This is a genomic window from Stenotrophomonas sp. G106K1 (assembly GCF_037969685.1).
Taxonomy (GTDB): Bacteria; Pseudomonadota; Gammaproteobacteria; order Xanthomonadales; family Xanthomonadaceae; genus Stenotrophomonas; species Stenotrophomonas lactitubi.
In genome coordinates this window covers 1-16,770 of sequence record NZ_JBBPFR010000002.1, presented here as the reverse complement: position 1 = coordinate 16,770, position 16,770 = coordinate 1, and the positions used below count along the sequence as shown (strand labels likewise).

The 16,770-nt window shown below is 67.1% G+C and carries 16 protein-coding genes; 7 read left to right on the top strand and 9 right to left on the bottom strand.

Features of this window, described 5'->3' with window-relative positions:
• Positions 1–38: 38 nt before the first annotated feature.
• The 3 genes from WKB25_RS02360 to WKB25_RS02350 all read right to left on the bottom strand — a co-directional run bounded on the left by WKB25_RS02360 (position 39) and on the right by WKB25_RS02350 (position 3,674).
• Complete coding sequence (locus WKB25_RS02360; RefSeq protein WP_340568529.1) at positions 39–554, bottom strand: cytochrome c oxidase assembly factor Coa1 family protein; 516 nt, start codon at positions 552–554, stop codon at positions 39–41.
• Positions 555–579: 25 nt separating this feature from the next.
• Positions 580–2,805: a DPP IV N-terminal domain-containing protein gene (locus WKB25_RS02355; protein WP_340568527.1), complete on the bottom strand. Its 2,226-nt coding sequence runs from the start codon at positions 2,803–2,805 to the stop codon at positions 580–582.
• Positions 2,806–2,984: 179 nt separating this feature from the next.
• Complete coding sequence (locus tag WKB25_RS02350) at positions 2,985–3,674, bottom strand: glutathione binding-like protein (protein ID WP_180165037.1); 690 nt, start codon at positions 3,672–3,674, stop codon at positions 2,985–2,987.
• Positions 3,675–3,787: 113 nt separating this feature from the next.
• Here WKB25_RS02350 and WKB25_RS02345 point away from each other — a divergent pair, with 113 nt between their 5' ends.
• Together WKB25_RS02345 and WKB25_RS02340 are read left to right on the top strand one after the other, a co-directional pair.
• Positions 3,788–4,417: a TIGR00645 family protein gene (locus WKB25_RS02345; protein WP_340568525.1), complete on the top strand. Its 630-nt coding sequence runs from the start codon at positions 3,788–3,790 to the stop codon at positions 4,415–4,417.
• 201 nt (positions 4,418–4,618) lie between these two features.
• Complete coding sequence (locus WKB25_RS02340) at positions 4,619–5,626, top strand: energy transducer TonB (RefSeq protein ID WP_340568524.1); 1,008 nt, start codon at positions 4,619–4,621, stop codon at positions 5,624–5,626.
• Between the two features lie 74 nt (positions 5,627–5,700).
• Here the strand turns inward: WKB25_RS02340 and WKB25_RS02335 are convergent, their stop codons facing one another.
• A complete protein-coding gene (locus WKB25_RS02335; protein ID WP_340568523.1) occupies positions 5,701–5,955 on the bottom strand; it encodes a hypothetical protein in 255 nt (84 codons plus the stop codon).
• Between the two features lie 75 nt (positions 5,956–6,030).
• Here WKB25_RS02335 and WKB25_RS02330 point away from each other — a divergent pair, with 75 nt between their 5' ends.
• Positions 6,031–6,834 (top strand): helix-turn-helix transcriptional regulator, encoded by an 804-nt coding sequence (locus tag WKB25_RS02330; protein ID WP_340568521.1) that lies wholly within the window; start codon positions 6,031–6,033, stop codon positions 6,832–6,834.
• A 72-nt stretch (positions 6,835–6,906) separates the two neighbouring features.
• On the opposite strand, the gene WKB25_RS02325 is transcribed toward WKB25_RS02330, so the two are convergent.
• From WKB25_RS02325 to WKB25_RS02310, 4 genes are all read right to left on the bottom strand, one after another.
• On the bottom strand, positions 6,907–8,091 hold the full coding sequence (locus WKB25_RS02325; protein WP_340568520.1) for an ABC transporter permease: 1,185 nt from the start codon (positions 8,089–8,091) through the stop codon (positions 6,907–6,909).
• Positions 8,088–8,834 carry an ATP-binding cassette domain-containing protein gene (locus WKB25_RS02320; protein ID WP_025877565.1) on the bottom strand — a complete coding sequence of 249 codons (747 nt, stop codon included), beginning with the start codon at positions 8,832–8,834 and terminating at the stop codon, positions 8,088–8,090. The genes WKB25_RS02325 and WKB25_RS02320 overlap by 4 nt, the downstream gene beginning before the upstream one ends.
• Entirely contained in the window at positions 8,831–10,357 is a 1,527-nt protein-coding gene (locus WKB25_RS02315) for an alpha/beta fold hydrolase (protein WP_340568515.1), read from the bottom strand. The genes WKB25_RS02320 and WKB25_RS02315 overlap by 4 nt, the downstream gene beginning before the upstream one ends.
• A gap of 119 nt (positions 10,358–10,476) precedes the next feature.
• Positions 10,477–11,640, bottom strand: coding sequence for a GGDEF domain-containing protein (locus WKB25_RS02310; RefSeq protein ID WP_340568513.1), 1,164 nt, complete (start codon positions 11,638–11,640; stop codon positions 10,477–10,479).
• 164 nt (positions 11,641–11,804) lie between these two features.
• Between WKB25_RS02310 and WKB25_RS02305 the strand changes: the two genes are divergently transcribed.
• Positions 11,805–12,290 (top strand): DUF1203 domain-containing protein, encoded by a 486-nt coding sequence (locus WKB25_RS02305; protein WP_340568511.1) that lies wholly within the window; start codon positions 11,805–11,807, stop codon positions 12,288–12,290.
• Positions 12,291–12,526: 236 nt separating this feature from the next.
• Complete coding sequence (locus WKB25_RS02300) at positions 12,527–13,696, top strand: lytic polysaccharide monooxygenase (protein ID WP_340568509.1); 1,170 nt, start codon at positions 12,527–12,529, stop codon at positions 13,694–13,696.
• Positions 13,697–13,791: 95 nt separating this feature from the next.
• Here WKB25_RS02300 and WKB25_RS02295 read toward each other — a convergent pair whose 3' ends face one another.
• On the bottom strand, positions 13,792–14,541 hold the full coding sequence (locus WKB25_RS02295; RefSeq protein WP_089237690.1) for a ferredoxin--NADP reductase: 750 nt from the start codon (positions 14,539–14,541) through the stop codon (positions 13,792–13,794).
• An 84-nt stretch (positions 14,542–14,625) separates the two neighbouring features.
• Here WKB25_RS02295 and WKB25_RS02290 point away from each other — a divergent pair, with 84 nt between their 5' ends.
• Positions 14,626–15,594, top strand: coding sequence for an ABC transporter ATP-binding protein (locus WKB25_RS02290; protein WP_312786358.1), 969 nt, complete (start codon positions 14,626–14,628; stop codon positions 15,592–15,594).
• Positions 15,591–16,391 carry an ABC transporter permease gene (locus tag WKB25_RS02285; RefSeq protein WP_099819852.1) on the top strand — a complete coding sequence of 267 codons (801 nt, stop codon included), beginning with the start codon at positions 15,591–15,593 and terminating at the stop codon, positions 16,389–16,391. The genes WKB25_RS02290 and WKB25_RS02285 overlap by 4 nt, the downstream gene beginning before the upstream one ends.
• The last annotated feature ends 379 nt before the right edge of the window (positions 16,392–16,770 follow it).

The following is a 16,770-nucleotide window of genomic DNA, read 5'->3' as shown; positions in this document are numbered from 1 at the left end:
TCATGGCGGTGGCGACAATCGGCCGGAGGTCACGCCCTCTACAGCGCGGCCGTCAGCGCACATTCCCCACGCTCCCGGCATTCCTGCAGTTCGCATTCGCCGGCCGCCTCGGCATCATCCAGCGCGCTCAGGTCGAAGGTCTGCTTGTCTTCGGCCAGCACGTACATCACCGGGTAATCCCACACGTCGTCGCTGCGGGTGCCCTTCACGAACAGGCGGCCATGCGCATGCGGTCCTTCCAGCGCCACGGTCAGGCCGACATCGCGCTCGCCGTTGATGGCGGTCTGCATGCTGCCCAGCGGCAGCGTGCCGGCCTGCAGCGGTTCCCCGAACACCTGCACCAGTTCGACGCTGCAGCCGGCCCGTCGCATCGCCTCACGCATCGGCGCACTGTCGTGCGCGGCCTCGGTCCAGCGCAGCACGCTCCAGGCGATGGCGCCGCCCAGCGCGGCCAGGAACAGCAGCACCGCCAGCGGCATCGCCCAGCGCCAATGCCGGCACCACCAGCCGGAGGCCAGGTTGGAGGGAGCGGGAATCGGCGGCGGCAGGGTCATGGGCGGGCTCCTTCCCGGATGATGATCAAGGCTTCAGGCAACGTCCCAGGAAGGCTTCGGCAACACGGTAGCGATGCAGTGCGTCGGCACCGGACAGGCCGTGCTTGGCACCCGGGTAGGTCATCAGTTCAAACGGCTGGCCGCGCTTCTGCAGCGCGCTCATCAGGCTGGTCGAATTGGTGAACAGCACATTGTCGTCGGCCATGCCGTGGATCAGCAGCAGCGGCGAGCGCAGGCCCTCGATGTGGGTCAGCACGCGTGCTTCGCGGTAACCGGCGTCGTTGCGCGACGGCAGGTCCATGTAGCGCTCGGTGTAGTGGCTGTCGTACAGGCCCCAATCGGTAACCGGCGCGCCGGCCACACCGCAGGCGTAGCTGTCCGACGCCTTGGCCAGCAGCATCAGGGTCATGTAGCCGCCGTTGGACCAGCCCTGCACGCCGATGCGCGCCGGGTCCACCCACGGCTGCTGCTTCAACCACGCCACGCCACGCAGCTGGTCGGCTACTTCCACCGTACCCTGCTTGCCATACAGCGCACCACCGAAGTCACGGCCACGGCGCGGGGTGCCGCGGTTGTCCAGCGAGAACACCACGTAGCCCTGCTGGGCCAGGTACTGGTTGAACAGATGGTCGCCCCGGCCGGGCCAGCTGTCGGTGACGGTCTGGCTGGCCGGGCCGCCATACACGTACACCGCCACCGGGTAGCGCTTGGCCGGATCGAAGCCTGCCGGCTTGATCACGCTGTAGTTCAGCGGCGTCCTGCCGTCGGCGGCAGTCAGCGTGCCGAATTCGACCGGGCGCTGCGCCTCGCGATAGCGCGCATACGGATGCTTGGGATCGGCCAGATCGTTCTCGACCAGGGTGGCGATCTTCTCGCCATTGGCGCGGAACAGTTCGATCTGCGGCGGGGTGCTGCTGTTGGACCAGCTGTCCACGTACACGCTGGCGTTGCGCGCGAAGCTGGCGCTGTGCATACCCGGTGCCTTCGACAGGCGCTGCGGCTGGCCGCCCTGCAGCGGGACAGCGTAGATCTGGCTTTCGCGCGCCGATTCGATACCGGCGCGGAAGTACGCCAGGCCGGCCTTTTCATCGACCGCCAGCAGTTCATCGACCGACCAGTTGCCGTGGGTCAGCGCGGCGGCCTTGCCCTTGCTGTCGATGCGGTACAGATGCTGGAAGCCGGTGCGCTCGGAGGACCACAGGATGCTGCCGTCGTCGAGGAAACGCAGGCTGTTGTGCAGCGGCACCCAGGTCGGGCTGGTTTCGTGGGCCAGCACACGCTGCTGGTTCGAGGCCAGGGTGACTTCCACCAGGTCCAGCTTCTTCTGGTCGCGCGACTGGCGCTGGAAACTGAGGTGCTGCGGATCGCGCCAGTCGACGCGGGCGAGGTAGATGTCCTGCTCCTTGCCGAGGTCGATCCACTGCGTCTGCGCCTGTTCCGCCGGCGAGATCACGCCCAGCTTCACCTGCACGTTGGCATCGCCCGCGGCCGGGTAACGCTGTTCGATCACATCGGTGCGGTCGGCATAGACTTCGTAACGCTTCTGCACCGGCACCGGGCTTTCATCGATGCGGGCGTAGGCGATGGCCGAATCGTCCGGCGCCCACCAGTAGCCGGTATGGCGGTCCATCTCCTCGTCGGCGACGAATTCGGCGATACCGTTGCCGATGGTGGTGCTGCCATCAGCGGTCAGCTGCATCTGCCTGCCGCTGGCCAGGTCGATCACCCACAGGTTGCGGCCGCGGATGAAGCTGACGAAGCCGCCCTTGGGCGACAGCTTGGCGTCGGTGGCAAAGCCTTCGCCGTGGGTCAGCTGACGCACTGCCGCCTTGCCTTCCTGCTTGAGGTCGTACAGGTACAGCTCGCCGCCCAGCGGGAACAGCAGGCGCTGCGCGTCCGGCGACCACTGGTAGTCAACGATGCCGGTCATCGCGGCGATGCGCTGGCGCTCGCGGCGGGCCTTCTCCTCGTCACTGAGGGTTTCGGTACCGGGCAGCACCACCTTCGAGTCCACCAGCAATCGGGTCTGGCCGCTGCCTATGTCGTAGCTCCACAGGTCCAGCTGGTTGCGGTCGCTGTCCTTGCCGCGCAGGAAGGTCACGCGCGAGCCGTCCGGCGCCACCTTCGGCTTCATCAGGGTCGGACCGGACAGCGGCAGCGGGCCGGTGATGGCTTCCAGGGTGAGTTTTTCAGCGTGGGCGACGGTACTGGTGGCGAGCATGAGGGCGAGCGAGGCGAACAGATGGCGCATGGAGGATCCCGGCAAACGGCAGGTCCGTCACCGCGGCGGGCGCGGGACGGTCAGCCTCCATCCTAACCAAGCCGGTGCGGGAAGACAGCATGACCTTCTGCCCATGAGGAGTGCCGACCAACGGTCGGCACCCACCGCCAGTAGATCCACGCCATGCGTGGATGAGGCCTCCCTGGCCCTCAGCGCTTGCCGAACAGGTGCTTGCGCTCTTCGTCGCTGAGCGGCTTGCCAGCGTCCGGGTTCACCTGCGTGCGCAGCGCATAGGCGCGCTGGGTGGCCGGACGGGCGGCGATGGCCTGGTGCCAGCGCTTGAGGTTCGGGAACGCGTCGAAGTCGGCCGGCAGCTTGTCGTAGGCGCCAACCCACGGGTAGCTGGCCATGTCGGCGATGGTGTAGTCCGCGCCGGCCAGGAAGGCGTGCTCGGCCAGGCGCTTGTCCATCACCCCGTGCAGGCGGCGCACTTCATTGTCGTAGCGCTCGATCGCGTACGGGATCTTCTCCGGCGCGTACACGTTGAAATGGCCCATCTGCCCGCTCATCGGGCCCAGCCCGGCCATCTGCCAGAACAGCCATTCCAGGGTGGTGACGCGGCCACGCGGGTCGGCCGGCAGGAAGCGGCCGGTCTTCTCTGCCAGGTACAGCAGGATCGCGCCGGACTCGAACACGCTCTGCGGCGCGCCGCCGTCTGCCGGGGCGTGGTCGACGATGGCCGGCATCTTGTTGTTGGGGGAAATGGCCAGGAATTCCGGCTTGAACTGGTCGCCCGAGCCGATGTTGACCGGGTGGATGCGGTACTCCAGGCCGGCTTCTTCCAGCAGCAGGGTCACTTTGTGGCCGTTCGGGGTAGGCCAGTAATACAGGTCGATCATGGCGGCGGCTCTGGGGTACGGAAAGGAACCTGAAGTCTAGTGCGTGCGTTGGCTTGGCACCGTCATGGCGGGCCGGTAACCTCGCCTCTTCCCCGAAACGCAGCATACTCCGCATGAGTGCAAACCGTCCGCTACTGTCCCCGCTGTCCAGCCTGATCTTCGCTAGCCGCTGGCTGCAGCTGCCGCTGTACCTGGGTTTGATCGTTGCCCAGTGCGTTTACGTGTTCCTGTTCGGCAAGGAACTGTGGCACCTGATCTCGCACTCGGTGTCGATGGGCGAGCAGCAGATCATGCTGATCGTGCTGGGCCTGATCGACGTGGTGATGATCTCCAACCTGCTGGTGATGGTGATCGTCGGCGGCTATGAAACCTTCGTCTCACGCCTGCGCCTGGAAGGCCACCCGGACCAGCCGGAATGGCTGAGTCACGTCAACGCCAGCGTGCTGAAGGTAAAGCTGGCGATGGCGATCATCGGCATCTCCTCGATCCATCTGTTGAAGACGTTCATTGCAGCCAGCCCGCTGAACGGCCTGCCGCTGTGCAAGCCGGAACAATGGGCGGCAGCGGCTTCGTCAGCATCGGCCAGCTTCTACAACGCCGGCCCCGATACCTGCACGACCCTGACCCCCGATGGTGTGCTGTGGCAGACCATCATCCACTGCGTGTTCATCCTGTCGGCGATCGGCATCGCCTGGACCGACAAGCTGATGTCCAACAGCCACAGCAAGGCTGCCGCGCACTGACGCCAACGCCGGCGGCGGCATGACTGCCGCTGCCGGCGCCGCTCCCGGCCCTTGTACGCAAGGGTGGCCGGGATGCTAGATTGCACCCTCGCTGCAGGCGACGGTGACGCTGGGAAACGTCCCCCCGCCACGCCCGGACCTTCGGTCCCGGCCATGCGTATCAACGTTTTTCGTAACGTCGTCTTCTTAGAGGGGAGCAGGATGTCGCACGTCGCAATGATCGCTGCCGCGCGCCGGTGGTTGCCGGTCGCTCTGGCTTTGGCCCTGGCTGCCTGCTCGGGCAAGGATGAAACACCGGCCCCGGCCGCGCAGGGTGCCGCCGCCCCCGTCGCTGCAGCGCCAGCCGCACCGGCGGTGGCTGCCAAGGTGCAGTCGATGGGCACCGAGCAGCTGCGCGAATCGGCCAGCCAGGCACTGCGCGAGAACCGCATGTACGCCCCGGCCGGCGACAACGCCATCGAGTACTACCTGGCGCTGCGCGACAAGACGCCGGACGATGCCTCGGTGAAGAGCGCGCTGACCGACCTGCTGCCCTACACCCTGATCGCCGCCGAGCAGCACCTGGGCCGCGAGGATTTCACCGAAGCGCAGCGGCTGGTCGCCCTGATCGAAAAGGTCGACGCCTCCGCCCCGGCCCTGCCGCGCCTGAAAGAAGGCCTGAGCAAGGGCGTACAGATCGCTGCCAAGCGCACCGAAGACGAGACCGAGAAGGTCAAGAAGGACGCTGAAGACCGCACCAAGCAGCTGGCCGAGCAGCAGCGCCTGAGCGAACAGCGCGCCAAGGAAGCCGAGGCGGCCAAGCAGATTGCCGCGCAGCAGGATGCTGCCCGTCGTGACAGCGAGCGCCAGGAGGCCGAGCGCCAGGCCGCCGCCCGCCGCGATGCCGAGCAGAAGCAGCAGCAGGCCGCTGCCCAGCAGGCCAACGCCGCCCGCCAGGCCGCGACCGCCGCCGCGCCAAGCCTGCGCCCGGTCAGCACGCCGGCACCGCGTTACCCGGCAGAAGCGCTGCGTTCGGGTACCTCCGGCGAAGTCCTGATGGAGATCACCGTCGGCACCGACGGCTCGGTGACCAACGCGCGCGTGCTGCGCGCGACGCCCTCGCGCGTTTTCGATCGCGAAGCCCTCAACGCGGTCAAGCGTTGGCGCTTCGAGCCGGTCAATGCCCCGGTCACCACCCGGCGCACGCTGGTGTTCGCACCGGGCGGCTGATGCCCAAGGCGGTAGCGCCGGGCCGCGCCCGGTGGTTCTGGAGCAAGGCCCGGCATGTCCGGGCCTTGTACGTTTCAGGTTGCGCCGTCGATCAACCTTTGCAGCGCCGGATCACGTGCGGCCAGCACCTGGAACAGGCCCAGCGCGTGCAGCCCGGGCAGCAGACTGCGCAGATCGGCTTCGGCGGCGGCACGGGTGGCGGAGTCACCGGCCGGGTCCTGCCAGTCGCGGACGCTGGCGAGGAAGGCGCCTACACTGCCCTTGCGCACGATGAGACCGTTCACCTGCACGTCGTTCTGGTGATCGGGAAGGATGTCCTGCGGTTGCATGGCGTGCTCCTGGGGAATGGACGCCCAGTGTCAACGCTCGCCACCGACTGTTCTGCCGTATAACTGCCAATTGACATGGCAGAACAGACACACCAGACACCCCTGATCGATCCTGCACTGGCTGATGCCAGCGCGGGGCCCGCCCTGTTCGGTACGCAGCTGGCGATGCCGGGTTCACGCCGCACCGCCCGCCACCAGCACGCGCGCGGGCAACTGCTGGGCGCCCACACGGGCCTGCTGCGGATCGAGGCGGGTGACATCCACTGGCTGCTTCCGGCCGGGCACGTGGCGTGGCTTCCGCCTCAGCACCCGCACGCGCTTTCCAGCATCGGCAGCTTCGATGGCTGGAGCCTGTACTTCAGCAGGGAAGCCTGCGCGGGCTTGCCCACCGCACCACGCATCTTCCAGCCCAGCGACCTGCTGCAGGTGGCGGTGCCGCGGGCACTGCAGTGGTCCGGGCAGGCGTTGGATGCGGTGCAGCAGCGCCTGGCCGGGGTGATCATCGATGAGATCGCCGCCGGCACGCCCTTGCCGCTGGCCCTGCAGCAACCCAGCGACCGCCGCCTGCGCCGCATCGCCTCGGCCCTGGCACGCGCGCCGCATGACACCCGCAGCGTCGAGGACTGGGCCGCAGCGAGCGGCCTGTCCAGTCGCAGCCTCGCCCGCCGCTGGCAGGCCGAGACCAACATGACCCTGACCCACTGGCGCCAGCGCCTGCGCGTGCTGCTGGCGCTGCCGCGATTGCTGGCCGGTGAGCCGGTCACCACCGTCGCACTGTCATTGGGCTACGACACGCCCAGTTCCTTCATCGCCGTGTTCAAGCGCGAGATGGCAGTGACGCCAGCGCGGTATGCGGACGGAAACGCCTCGCTGCGCTGAAATGGACGAGGCCCGGAATGACCGGGCCTCGTTCTGCATCCGCCGGGCATGGCCCGGCGCTACCGGTTACGCTCAGCCGGAAATCGCCAGGCGTTCGTTGTGGTAGCGACGCACGGCAGCGAACCACAGCACCGCAGCCAGACCCAGGCTTGCGCCGAGGTACACCGCCCAGATCGTGGGGCTGATCGCCTCGTGGCGGATCACCTTCAACAGCATCTGGTTCTGCGACAGGAACGGCACTGCGTACTGCCACAGCTCGCTCTTCACCGGATAGGCCATCAACGCGTAACCGGGCAGCATCGGCAGCAGCACCAGCCAGGTCATGTGGCTCTGCGCCTCCTTCATGCTCTTGGCCGCAGCCGAGAGGAAGGTCAGCAGCGAGGTGCCGATCAGCAGCATCGGCACCATCACCAGCAGCATCTGCAGCATCGAGCCGATGTTCATGTTGAGTTGCCGGCCGACATTGCCGGGCGCGATCTGCGCACTGGCCTTGAACGCGATCAACGTCAGCAGCAACGAGGCGAAGCCGACCACGCACGCGGCGGCGATCTTGCCGCTGACGATGGCACTGCGCGAACCCGGAGTCGCCAGCAGCGGCTCCAGCGATTGCCGCTCGCGCTCACCGGCGGTGGCATCCATCACCAGATAGGCGCCACCAATGAACGAGGTCAGCGTCAGCAGCACCGGCAGCAGCATCGACAGCATCATGCCGCGCTTGGCCTCGGCGCTGGCCATGTCCTGGGTAGCCACATCCAGCGGCCGCGCCACCTGTGCGTCGACGCCACGTGCCATCAGCCGCAGTGCACCGACCTGGCCGTTGTAGGTCGCCAGGGCCGCCTGCAGGCGGGCGCTGGGTACCTCGGCGGCGCGCCGGGTACTGTCACGGATCACTTCCACCAGCGCGGGCTTGCCGCCGGCCCAGTCCTTGCCGAACTCGGGGCTGATGCGCAGGGCCACGTCGATCTCCTGCGAGCGGATCGCTTCGGCCAGATCCTTCGGTGCCGGCGTGGCGTTCAATCCCTGCGCCGCCAGGAAGCGCACCAGGTTCGGCGCATTCTCGGCACCGATGATCGGGATCTGCAGCGGCTGTTCAATCTGGATGCGTACGCGGCTTTCGGCCAGCTTGCCCATGCCCAGGATCAGCAGCGGGTACAGCAAGGGACCAAACAGCAGGGTCAGCAACAGGGTGCGGCGGTCGCGCGAGAGGTCGCGCAGTTCCTTGCGCATCACCGTCATCATGGTCGACATCATGCTCATGCGTGCAGGCCCTCTTCGCTGCCGATCAGTTTCACGAACGCATCTTCCAGGTTGGGTTCACCGGACTGCGCGCGCAGTTCATCGGCACTGCCAGCGGCCATCACCGTGCCCTTGGCGATGATTACGATGTGGTCACACAGCGCACCGACCTCCTGCATGATGTGGCTGGACAGGATCACGCAGCGCCCTTCCTCGCGCAGTCCCAGCAGGAAGCGGCGAAGCGCGCGGGTGGTCATCACGTCCAGGCCATTGGTGGGTTCGTCGAGGATCACGTTGCGCGGGTCGTGCACCAGCGCACGGGCAATGGCGGTCTTGGTGCGCTGGCCCTGCGAGAAGCCATCGGTCTGCCGATCGAGGATGTCAGCCATGTCCAGCGCATGTGACAGCACTTCGATGCGTTCGCGGATGCGCGACGCGGACAGGCCATGCAGCTCGCCGAAATAGGCGATGTTCTCGCGCGCGGTCAGCCGCTTGTAGACGCCACGCGCATCGGGCAGTACGCCGAGATGACGACGTACCTCCACCGGATCGCGGGCTGCGTCGATGCCATCGACGGTAATGCTGCCTTCGTCCGGCGTCATCAACGTGTACAGCATGCGCATGGTGGTGGTCTTGCCTGCACCGTTCGGGCCGAGCAGGCCGGTGATGCGGCCATCCTCGGCGCGGAAGCCGACGTCGGCCACCGCCTGGATGCGGCCGGTGCGTGTGTTGAACGCCTTGTGCAGGTTGTCGGCGACGATCATGGGGCCCATCCGTTGAACGAGGTGAACGCCGGCACGTAGCTCAGCGTGTCCAGGCAGCTGGCATCCAGCGCCTTGGCATCGGTGGTGTCGATGAACTGGCCGAGCAGGCGCGGCATGCAACCGGCGGCCAGGGTGCCGTGGCCTTGCCCGCGGGCGACCAGCGCACGTCCCTTCGGCAGCCCCTTGAGCACCTGTTCGGCGTAGCGCGGCGGCGTCACCGGGTCCAGCTCGCCGGACAGCAGCAGCACCGGCAGATCGCTGCGCAGCGGCGCTGCCGCAGCCGCCGGCGCCGGCTGATGCGGCCACACCGGGCAGGCGGCGAAGAACGCACGCGCCGCTTCCGGTCCGAACAGCGCGTCCCCGCTTTCCGCCGGCGCCTGGTAGCGCGGAGCATCTTCGCTGCAGATCACCGACCATTGCATGCCACGGTTGATCTGGAAATCCATGCTGCGGGTCGCACCGCGTACCAGCGAGGCCAATGGCGCATAGCGCCCCTGCGCGGCCTCGTCCAGCACCAGTGGCAGCAGCGAGGAATACTGCGGCACGTAGGAGAAGGCGAACGCCAGGCCGACCACGCTGTCCGGGGTCAGCACATCCTTGCGCGGCGCATTCGTACCCGGATCGCGGTACTCGACGGTAACCGGCGTGCGGCGCAGGGCGTCCGCAACGCTGCGCAGCTGTGCGCGGGTATCGACCGGGAAGCGCTTGCTGCAGGCAACGTCCTTGCGGCACTGCGCCGACTGCAGGGTGATGGCGTTGTCGAAGGTGTTGGCGAACTCACCCCCAACCACCAGATCGTTCGGCACCACGCCGTCGATGACGATGCTGCGGGTGTGCTGCGGATAGGCAGCCGCATAGCGCTGGGCAACGCGGGTACCGTACGAGCCGCCGACCAGGTTGAGCGTATCGGCGCCCAGTGCCTGGCGTACCGCGTCCAGATCGGCGATGGCCTCGGCGGTGGTATAGAAGCGCGGGTCGGCACGGCCCTTCAGCGACGCAGCGCAGCGTTCGGCGTACTCGCGCAGCATCGCTTCGCTGGGCGCAGCATCCTCATCCATCGGCAGCTCCTTGCCATCCGCGCCCAGGCAGCTGAGCGGATTGGAGCCGCCAGTGCCGCGCTGGTCGATCAGGAAGATGTCGCGCTGCTTGCGCACCTGGCGCAGTGCCGTATCGACGATGACGGCGACCTCGCTGGCCGCCTGGCCGGGGCCGCCGGCCAGGAAGAACACCGGGTCTGGTAGGCCCGAACCGCTGCTGCCGGCCTCCAGCCAGGCAATGCGCAGGTCGATCCTGCGACCCTCCGGCTTGCTCCGGTCCTCCGGCACCTGGAACGTAGCGCACTGCGCCTCGACGTTGGCGCTGGCGCCTTCAGTGGCCAGCGTGCAGGGGCGGAAATCGATCTGGCCGTAGCGGCGGCTGGGCGTATCGCCTGCGCCGTCGGTGCCTGCCTGCGGCGGTGCGCTGCAGCCGGCAATCAGCATGCTGGCCAGCAACCCGGCCCGCGCGAAATGGTGTCGTTGCATCGTGCGTGATTCCCCTGGGAATGTTCCTGTCCACCACGACGGTGTGCCGCGGCAGATGTGACCAAACAGATGTGACCCAACTTACACGCGCCGGGCGCTGGCGGCGACAGGCGGATGTCCTAGGCCGGCGTCGGCACCGCCACCAGGCGGTTGCGGCCCTCGGCCTTGGCCCGGTACAGGGCGCTGTCGGCCAACGCGATCAAGCCGGAAAGATCGGTCCGGCCGTCGTCCAGCACCAGCCCGATGCTGGCGGTCACCGCCACCGGGCCGGTATCGAGCAGGGCCGGACGCTGCTGCAGCCCGTGGCGGATCGCGTCGGCCAGCGCCGTCGCCTCGCTACCGCTGCTGCCAGGCAGCAGCAGCAGGAACTCCTCGCCCCCATAGCGGCTGAGCAGATGCACGCGACCCATCGCGCAGCGCTGCAGCACCCCGGTGAAATGCTGCAGCACGTGGTCACCCGCCAGATGGCCCCAACGATCGTTGACCTGTTTGAAATGATCCACATCCAGCAGCAGCACCGCCAACGGCGTACCGTGCCGGCGTCCCTGTTCCAGCTGCAGCTGCCCATCCGCCAGCACCGCGCTGCGATTGAGCAGGCCGGTAAGACCGTCGATCCGTGCAGCCCGGCGCAGTTCCACCAGCATGCGTTCGACCAGCAGCAACACCAGTGCGAAGCAACGGGCCAGCTCCAGCATCACCCCGGCCAGGTAGGTCACGAACATCGGCGTGCCGGTACGCATGATGTCCTCACCGGCACCGGCCGCCACCGGCAGGAACAGGCGCACCACGTACAGCAGGCCCTCGGCGAGGAATACCGCCGCAGCCAGCCTGCAGCTGGTGCGTTGCTGTGGCGGGGCGTGGCGCAGCAGCAGCCAGGCGATCCAACCATCGATGATCGCAGCGAACACACTGAACACATGCAGGCGCACCATCAGGTTCGGCCACGGCACCAGAAACAGGAAGATGCCGGCCATGAACGCGGCCACCAGCAACAGCGGTCGCCATACCGGCAGGGGTTGGCCCAGATGCAGGGCCATGCCACGCAGCAGCAGCACCGCGCAGGCGGCCATCGCCGCGTTGCCGGCCAGAATCGCCGGCACCTGCGGCAGGTAGGGACGCAGCGCCAGCAGGGTCACCCCCAGGGTCAGGGCCCACAGGCTGAGCGTCCACAGCCGCAACACCGGTTGCCCGCGCAGCACCACCAGCAGCAACGAGAACCCCAGCGCGATGCCCACGCAGAGCAGGAAGCCAAGCACGGCGACGGTGGGGAAATCCAGGGACATGCGGCGCTGCATGAAGGGCGGCGCGCGCATCTTAGCGCCTTGTGGCGGCCGCACGGACCGTCGCACCTGGGCAAGGCCGGGCCAGCCATCGAATCCGGTGGCGGAAAACGGCGAGCACGCAGCCCGCGGCGGCGACAGAATGCGCGCAAAACCGGGAGACACTCATGCATCCGTGGCAACTCAGTGGCATCGACCACCAGCCGTTCGAGGCGCTTTTCGAATCCAGCGACGATGCGCTGGCCGCGCGGGGTATCGTGCGGCGACGCGCAGGCGACAGTGGTGGCTACCCCTGCAGGGTCAGCCTGACCGACGCGCCTGCGGGTGCCGAATTGCTTCTGCTGCCTTACACACACCTGGCCACGCATTCGCCTTACCGCGCCTCGGGCCCGATCTTCGTGCAGCGCGGTGCAACCCGCTGCGTGCTACCAGCAGGCGTGGTACCTGCCTACGTGCACCGTCGGCTGATTTCGGTGCGCGCCTATGACAGCGAGGACTTCATGCTGAGCGGCCTGGTCTGCCAGGGCACCGAGGTTGCCGCGCACCTGGACCGGCTGTTCGCCGATGGGATGGTGGCCTTCGTGCAGCTGCACAACGCAGGGTATGGATGCTTTTCGTGCCAGGTGGAACGGGTCGGCCACCCGCGGCAATGAAGTCGCATAGGAACGTGATCGTCGCCGCGCCGCAGGCGTGACCGCCAACGCACTCGTTCAGTGTGGCGTGAAGCCCGCGGGAAGGGGTTCACACGCGCAGTCACGGATCGGCATCGACGTGGTTTCCCACTGTGCATTGCAGCTCGATACTCGCGGCGGTACCGCTCATCGTCCGTCGCGCCGCACAGCGCGGGTTCTGCGGTCACCGCTCTCTTCGACGACCACAAGGATGCGCCATGTCTCTGCGATACACCCCATTGCTGTTGGCCACCGTCTTCGTTGGCGCCGGTGTTGGCGTTGCCGGCAACGCCGCCGCACACGGCACGATGATCACCCCGGTCAGCCGCGTCTATGCCTGCTTCCAGGGCAACCCGGAAAACCCCACCAACCCGGCCTGCGCGGCCGCCAAGGCAGTGGCCGGTTCGCAGGCGTTCTACGACTGGAACGGCATCAACCAGGCCAACGCCAACGGCAACCACCAGGCCGTGGTGCCCGACGGCAAGCTGTGCAGCGGCAACAACCCGACTTTCCGCGGCCTGGATCTGGATCGCAGCGACTGGCAGACCACGCCGATCCAGCCCGATGCGAACGGCAGGTTCACCTTCGTGTTCAAGGCCACCGCCCCGCATGCCACGCGCGACTGGAAGTTCTTCGTCACCCACGCCGGCTGGCAGCCCGGCAGCCCGCTGCGCTGGGCCGACCTGCAGGAATTCTGCTCGCTGGGTAACACGCCGCTGTCGGCCGATGGCACCTACAAGCTGCAGTGCATGCTGCCGCAGCGCAGCGGCCAGCATGTGATCTACAACACCTGGCAGCGCGCCGATTCGACCGAAGCGTTCTACACCTGCATGGACGTGCGCTTTGAAGGCGGCGGCGGTACCACGCCGGTGCCGCAGTGGCAGGATGCCGGGCCGGTCACCGCGCGTACCGAGCTGCCGGTTGGCACCACCCTGGCGCTGCGTGTGTTCAATGCCAACGGCAACGACGTGGAACGTGTGGAAGCCACCTTGGCCACAGGCCAGACCGCGCCGTCGCAATGGCCGTTGGCGCTTGCGCGCAAGGTCAACGGCAGTGCCCAGCATGCGCGCGTCGGCGTGCTCAACAACGGCGCCATCACGCCGACCGCCTCGGCCACCGACAACCGCGTGTACCTGAAGGACGGCAACCGCTTCCAGCTGGACACGAAGGTGCCAGACCCCGGCACGCCGTCACCCGGCGGCGATTTCGATCATGTGTATCCGGCCGGTATCGGCAGCTACGTGCCCGGGCAGACCGTGGTGAAGGGCAGCGACGGCAAGCTGTACGCCTGCCGCCCGTTCCCGGAAGGCGCATGGTGCAACGTCAATGCTGAGGCGTACCGGCCGGGTGTGGGTTCGGCCTGGCGCGATGCCTGGGTGCCGTACTGATCCCGGCGGCTGAGGCCGCCATACGCTGCCTCCGTTGGGAATGCGCGTCAAGCGTCCATGAGGTTGCCGGCCAGCGGCCGGCACTACCCTTGGGCCTATTTGCTGCTGACGTACTTCTCGCGGCGGATCTGCGGATTGCCCAGGCCCGCCGCCTTCAGCGCTTCGGCGCAGGCGTCGACCATGTCCGGGTTGCCGCACAGGTAGGCGATATCGGTGGCCGGGTCCGGCGTGAATTCCGCAAGCGCCTGCTGCACGTAGCCATGGTGTACATCCGGGTGCGGCTCGGCCGGTAGTTCCCGCGACAGGCACGGCACATAACGGAAGTTCGGGTGCTTTTCGGCGAAGCTGTAGAAGTCTTCGCTGTACAGCAGCTCGCCCGGACTGCGTGCGCCCTGCAGCAGGACCACCTGCACGCCACGCTCGGCCATCGCCGTTGCCAGCAACGGCAGCATCGAGCGGTACGGGGTGACGCCGGTACCGGTGGCGATCAGCAGGTAGCGGCCGTTGTGGTCGCCGGGGTTCAGGCAGAACCGGCCGTAGGGGCCGGACGCGCTGACCTGGCCGCCGATGTCCAGCGCCTCAAACAGGGCCGTGGCGGCGCCACCGGGGACGAAGCTGACCGCGATATCCACCGCCTCGCCGGGCCCCAGCGCGTGGTCGTGGATGGTCGCCAGGGAGTAGCTGCGCTTGGTTTCGGTGCCATCGGCGTAGCTGAAATGGACCTGGATGAACTGGCCGGGCTGGAAATCCAGCGGCTGGCCGTCGTCACGCACGAACTGGTAATGGCCGATGGAGGGCGCCAGCATGCGGCGGTCGACCAGTTTGATGGGGAATTGGACAGGCACGACTTTTCGGGACAGTGTGTAGCCGGGGCAAGCCCTCGGGGTCTTCTATAATAGACCTTCCCCGCCCCTCTCCAGCGCCAGCCCATGGGCGCGAAGGCTTCGAGCTTGGCTTCCCAGAACGATACGGCGCCCGCCCTGCGCGTGCGCGACCTGCGTAAAACCTATGACAACGGCACCCAGGCCCTGAAAGGGGTCTCGCTGGAAGTGGCCCCGGGCGACTTCTTCGCCCTGCTGGGCCCGAACGGTGCCGGCAAGTCCACCCTGATCGGCATCATCAGCTCCCTGGTCAACCTCAGCGAGGGCCAGGTGGAAGTGTTCGGCAGCGACCTGGTGCGCAACCGCAGCGCCACCATGCGCCTGATCGGGCTGGTGCCGCAGGAGATCAACTTCAACCTGTTCGAAAAGCCCTTCGACATCCTGGTGAATTACGCCGGCTTCTACGGCGTGCCGCGCGCGGAAGCCGAGCAGATGGCCGAGGTCGAGCTCAAGCGCGCCCACCTGTGGGAGAAGGCGCAGGTGATGAGCCGCACTCTGTCCGGTGGCATGAAGCGCCGGCTGATGATCGCCCGCGCGATGATGACCCGCCCGCGCCTGCTGATCCTGGACGAACCAACCGCTGGCGTGGACATCGAGATCCGCCGCGACATGTGGCGGGTGCTGAAGGAGATCAACGCGGCCGGCACCACGATCATCCTGACCACCCACTACCTGGAAGAGGCCGAGCACCTGTGCCGCAACCTGGCCATCATCGACCACGGACAGATCGTCACCCAGGGCCCGATGCGCGAACTGCTGGCCAAGCTTGATGTGGAAGGCTTCCTGCTGGACATCGACGGCGCCCTGCCCGCCCAGCTGCCGGTGATCGAGGGTGCGACCCTGATCGCCACCGACGGCCATACGCTGGACATCGACATGCCGCGCGCGATGGATCTGAACCGCGTGTTCGAGGCACTGAACGCAGCGGGCATCCGCGTGCGTTCGATGCGTACCAAGAGCAACCGCCTGGAGGAACTGTTCGTGCGCCTCACCGGCAACCAGGAGACGTCCGCATGAGCAGCACCCCGACCCCGGTCCTGACCGACGGCCAGCGCAACCGCATCGCACTGATGACCATCGTGCGCCGCGAAGTCGCCCGCATCATGCGCATCTGGGGCCAGACCCTGGTACCGCCGGCGATCACCATGACCCTGTACTTCCTGATCTTCGGCGGCCTGATCGGCTCGCGCGTGGGCGACATGGGCGGCTACACCTACATGCAGTTCATCGTGCCGGGCCTGGTGATGATGAGCGTGATACAGAACAGTTACGGCAACATCAGTTCGTCGTTCTTCGGCGCCAAATTCGGCCGCCACGTGGAAGAGCTGCTGGTCAGCCCGATGCCGAACTGGGTGATCCTGTGGGGTTACGTGGCCGGTGCAGTCCTGCGCGGGCTGATGGTGGGCGTGATCGTGCTGATCATCGCAATGTTCTTCACCCCGGTGCGCATTCCGCATCCGCTGGTGACGCTGACCACGGTGATCCTGGGCGCGACGATCTTCTCGCTGGCCGGCTTCATCAACGCGGTGTATGCGAAGAAGTTCGATGACGTGGCGATCGTGCCGACCTTCATCCTGACTCCGCTGACCTACCTGGGCGGCGTGTTCTATTCGGTGAAGCTGCTGCCGCCATGGGCGGAGGCGGCCACGCACGCGAACCCGATCTTCTACATGGTCAACGCATTCCGCTATGGCCTGCTGGGCAGCAGCGATGTGCCGGTGGTGGTGGCGTATGCGCTGATGATCGGTTTCGTGGTGGTGCTGACGGCGCTGGCGCTGTGGCTGCTGAAGCGTGGCGTGGGCATGCGCAGCTGAGGATGTCCTGCAGGGCCTGCGGCCCTGCACCCGCAGTGGTGGTGCCGGCCGCTGGCCGGCAACGTCAACGTCAACGTCAAAAGCGAGATATCCGTGGGTTGGCGGGGTGGTGTCGGAACGGCGGTCTATGCTGCTGTTGGTGGGTGTCGACCTTGGTCGACACAGTAGATCCACGCCATGCGTGGATGGCTGGAGATCATGTAGAGCCGAGCCAATGCTCGGCTCTTTCTGTTTGCGATCTGATTGGATGTGGATCCACCGGAAAGATGATCGAGAGAACCGAGCGAAGCGACCCGCTGTTGCTTCTGATTTTCTTTTTTGTTTTCCGTGATGGACGCACCAAGGGTCGGGGGGGGGGGGGGGGGGGGGGGGGGGGGGG

Bases quoted from the DNA above. Each gene is read 5' to 3' on its own strand.
- WKB25_RS02355 (WP_340568527.1), bottom strand. From the start codon at position 2,805: ATGCGCCATCTGTTCGCCTCGCTCGCCCTCATGCTCGCCACCAGTACC.
- WKB25_RS02310 (WP_340568513.1), bottom strand. From the start codon at position 11,640: ATGTCCCTGGATTTCCCCACCGTCGCCGTGCTTGGCTTCCTGCTCTGC.
- WKB25_RS02335 (WP_340568523.1), bottom strand. From the start codon at position 5,955: ATGCAACCGCAGGACATCCTTCCCGATCACCAGAACGACGTGCAGGTG.
- WKB25_RS02350 (WP_180165037.1), bottom strand. From the start codon at position 3,674: ATGATCGACCTGTATTACTGGCCTACCCCGAACGGCCACAAAGTGACC.
- WKB25_RS02345 (WP_340568525.1), top strand. From the start codon at position 3,788: ATGAGTGCAAACCGTCCGCTACTGTCCCCGCTGTCCAGCCTGATCTTC.
- WKB25_RS02340 (WP_340568524.1), top strand. From the start codon at position 4,619: ATGTCGCACGTCGCAATGATCGCTGCCGCGCGCCGGTGGTTGCCGGTC.
- WKB25_RS02360 (WP_340568529.1), bottom strand. From the start codon at position 554: ATGACCCTGCCGCCGCCGATTCCCGCTCCCTCCAACCTGGCCTCCGGC.
- WKB25_RS02305 (WP_340568511.1), top strand. From the start codon at position 11,805: ATGCATCCGTGGCAACTCAGTGGCATCGACCACCAGCCGTTCGAGGCG.
- WKB25_RS02315 (WP_340568515.1), bottom strand. From the start codon at position 10,357: ATGCAACGACACCATTTCGCGCGGGCCGGGTTGCTGGCCAGCATGCTG.
- WKB25_RS02330 (WP_340568521.1), top strand. From the start codon at position 6,031: ATGGCAGAACAGACACACCAGACACCCCTGATCGATCCTGCACTGGCT.
- WKB25_RS02320 (WP_025877565.1), bottom strand. From the start codon at position 8,834: ATGATCGTCGCCGACAACCTGCACAAGGCGTTCAACACACGCACCGGC.
- WKB25_RS02290 (WP_312786358.1), top strand. From the start codon at position 14,626: ATGGGCGCGAAGGCTTCGAGCTTGGCTTCCCAGAACGATACGGCGCCC.
- WKB25_RS02285 (WP_099819852.1), top strand. From the start codon at position 15,591: ATGAGCAGCACCCCGACCCCGGTCCTGACCGACGGCCAGCGCAACCGC.
- WKB25_RS02300 (WP_340568509.1), top strand. From the start codon at position 12,527: ATGTCTCTGCGATACACCCCATTGCTGTTGGCCACCGTCTTCGTTGGC.
- WKB25_RS02325 (WP_340568520.1), bottom strand. From the start codon at position 8,091: ATGAGCATGATGTCGACCATGATGACGGTGATGCGCAAGGAACTGCGC.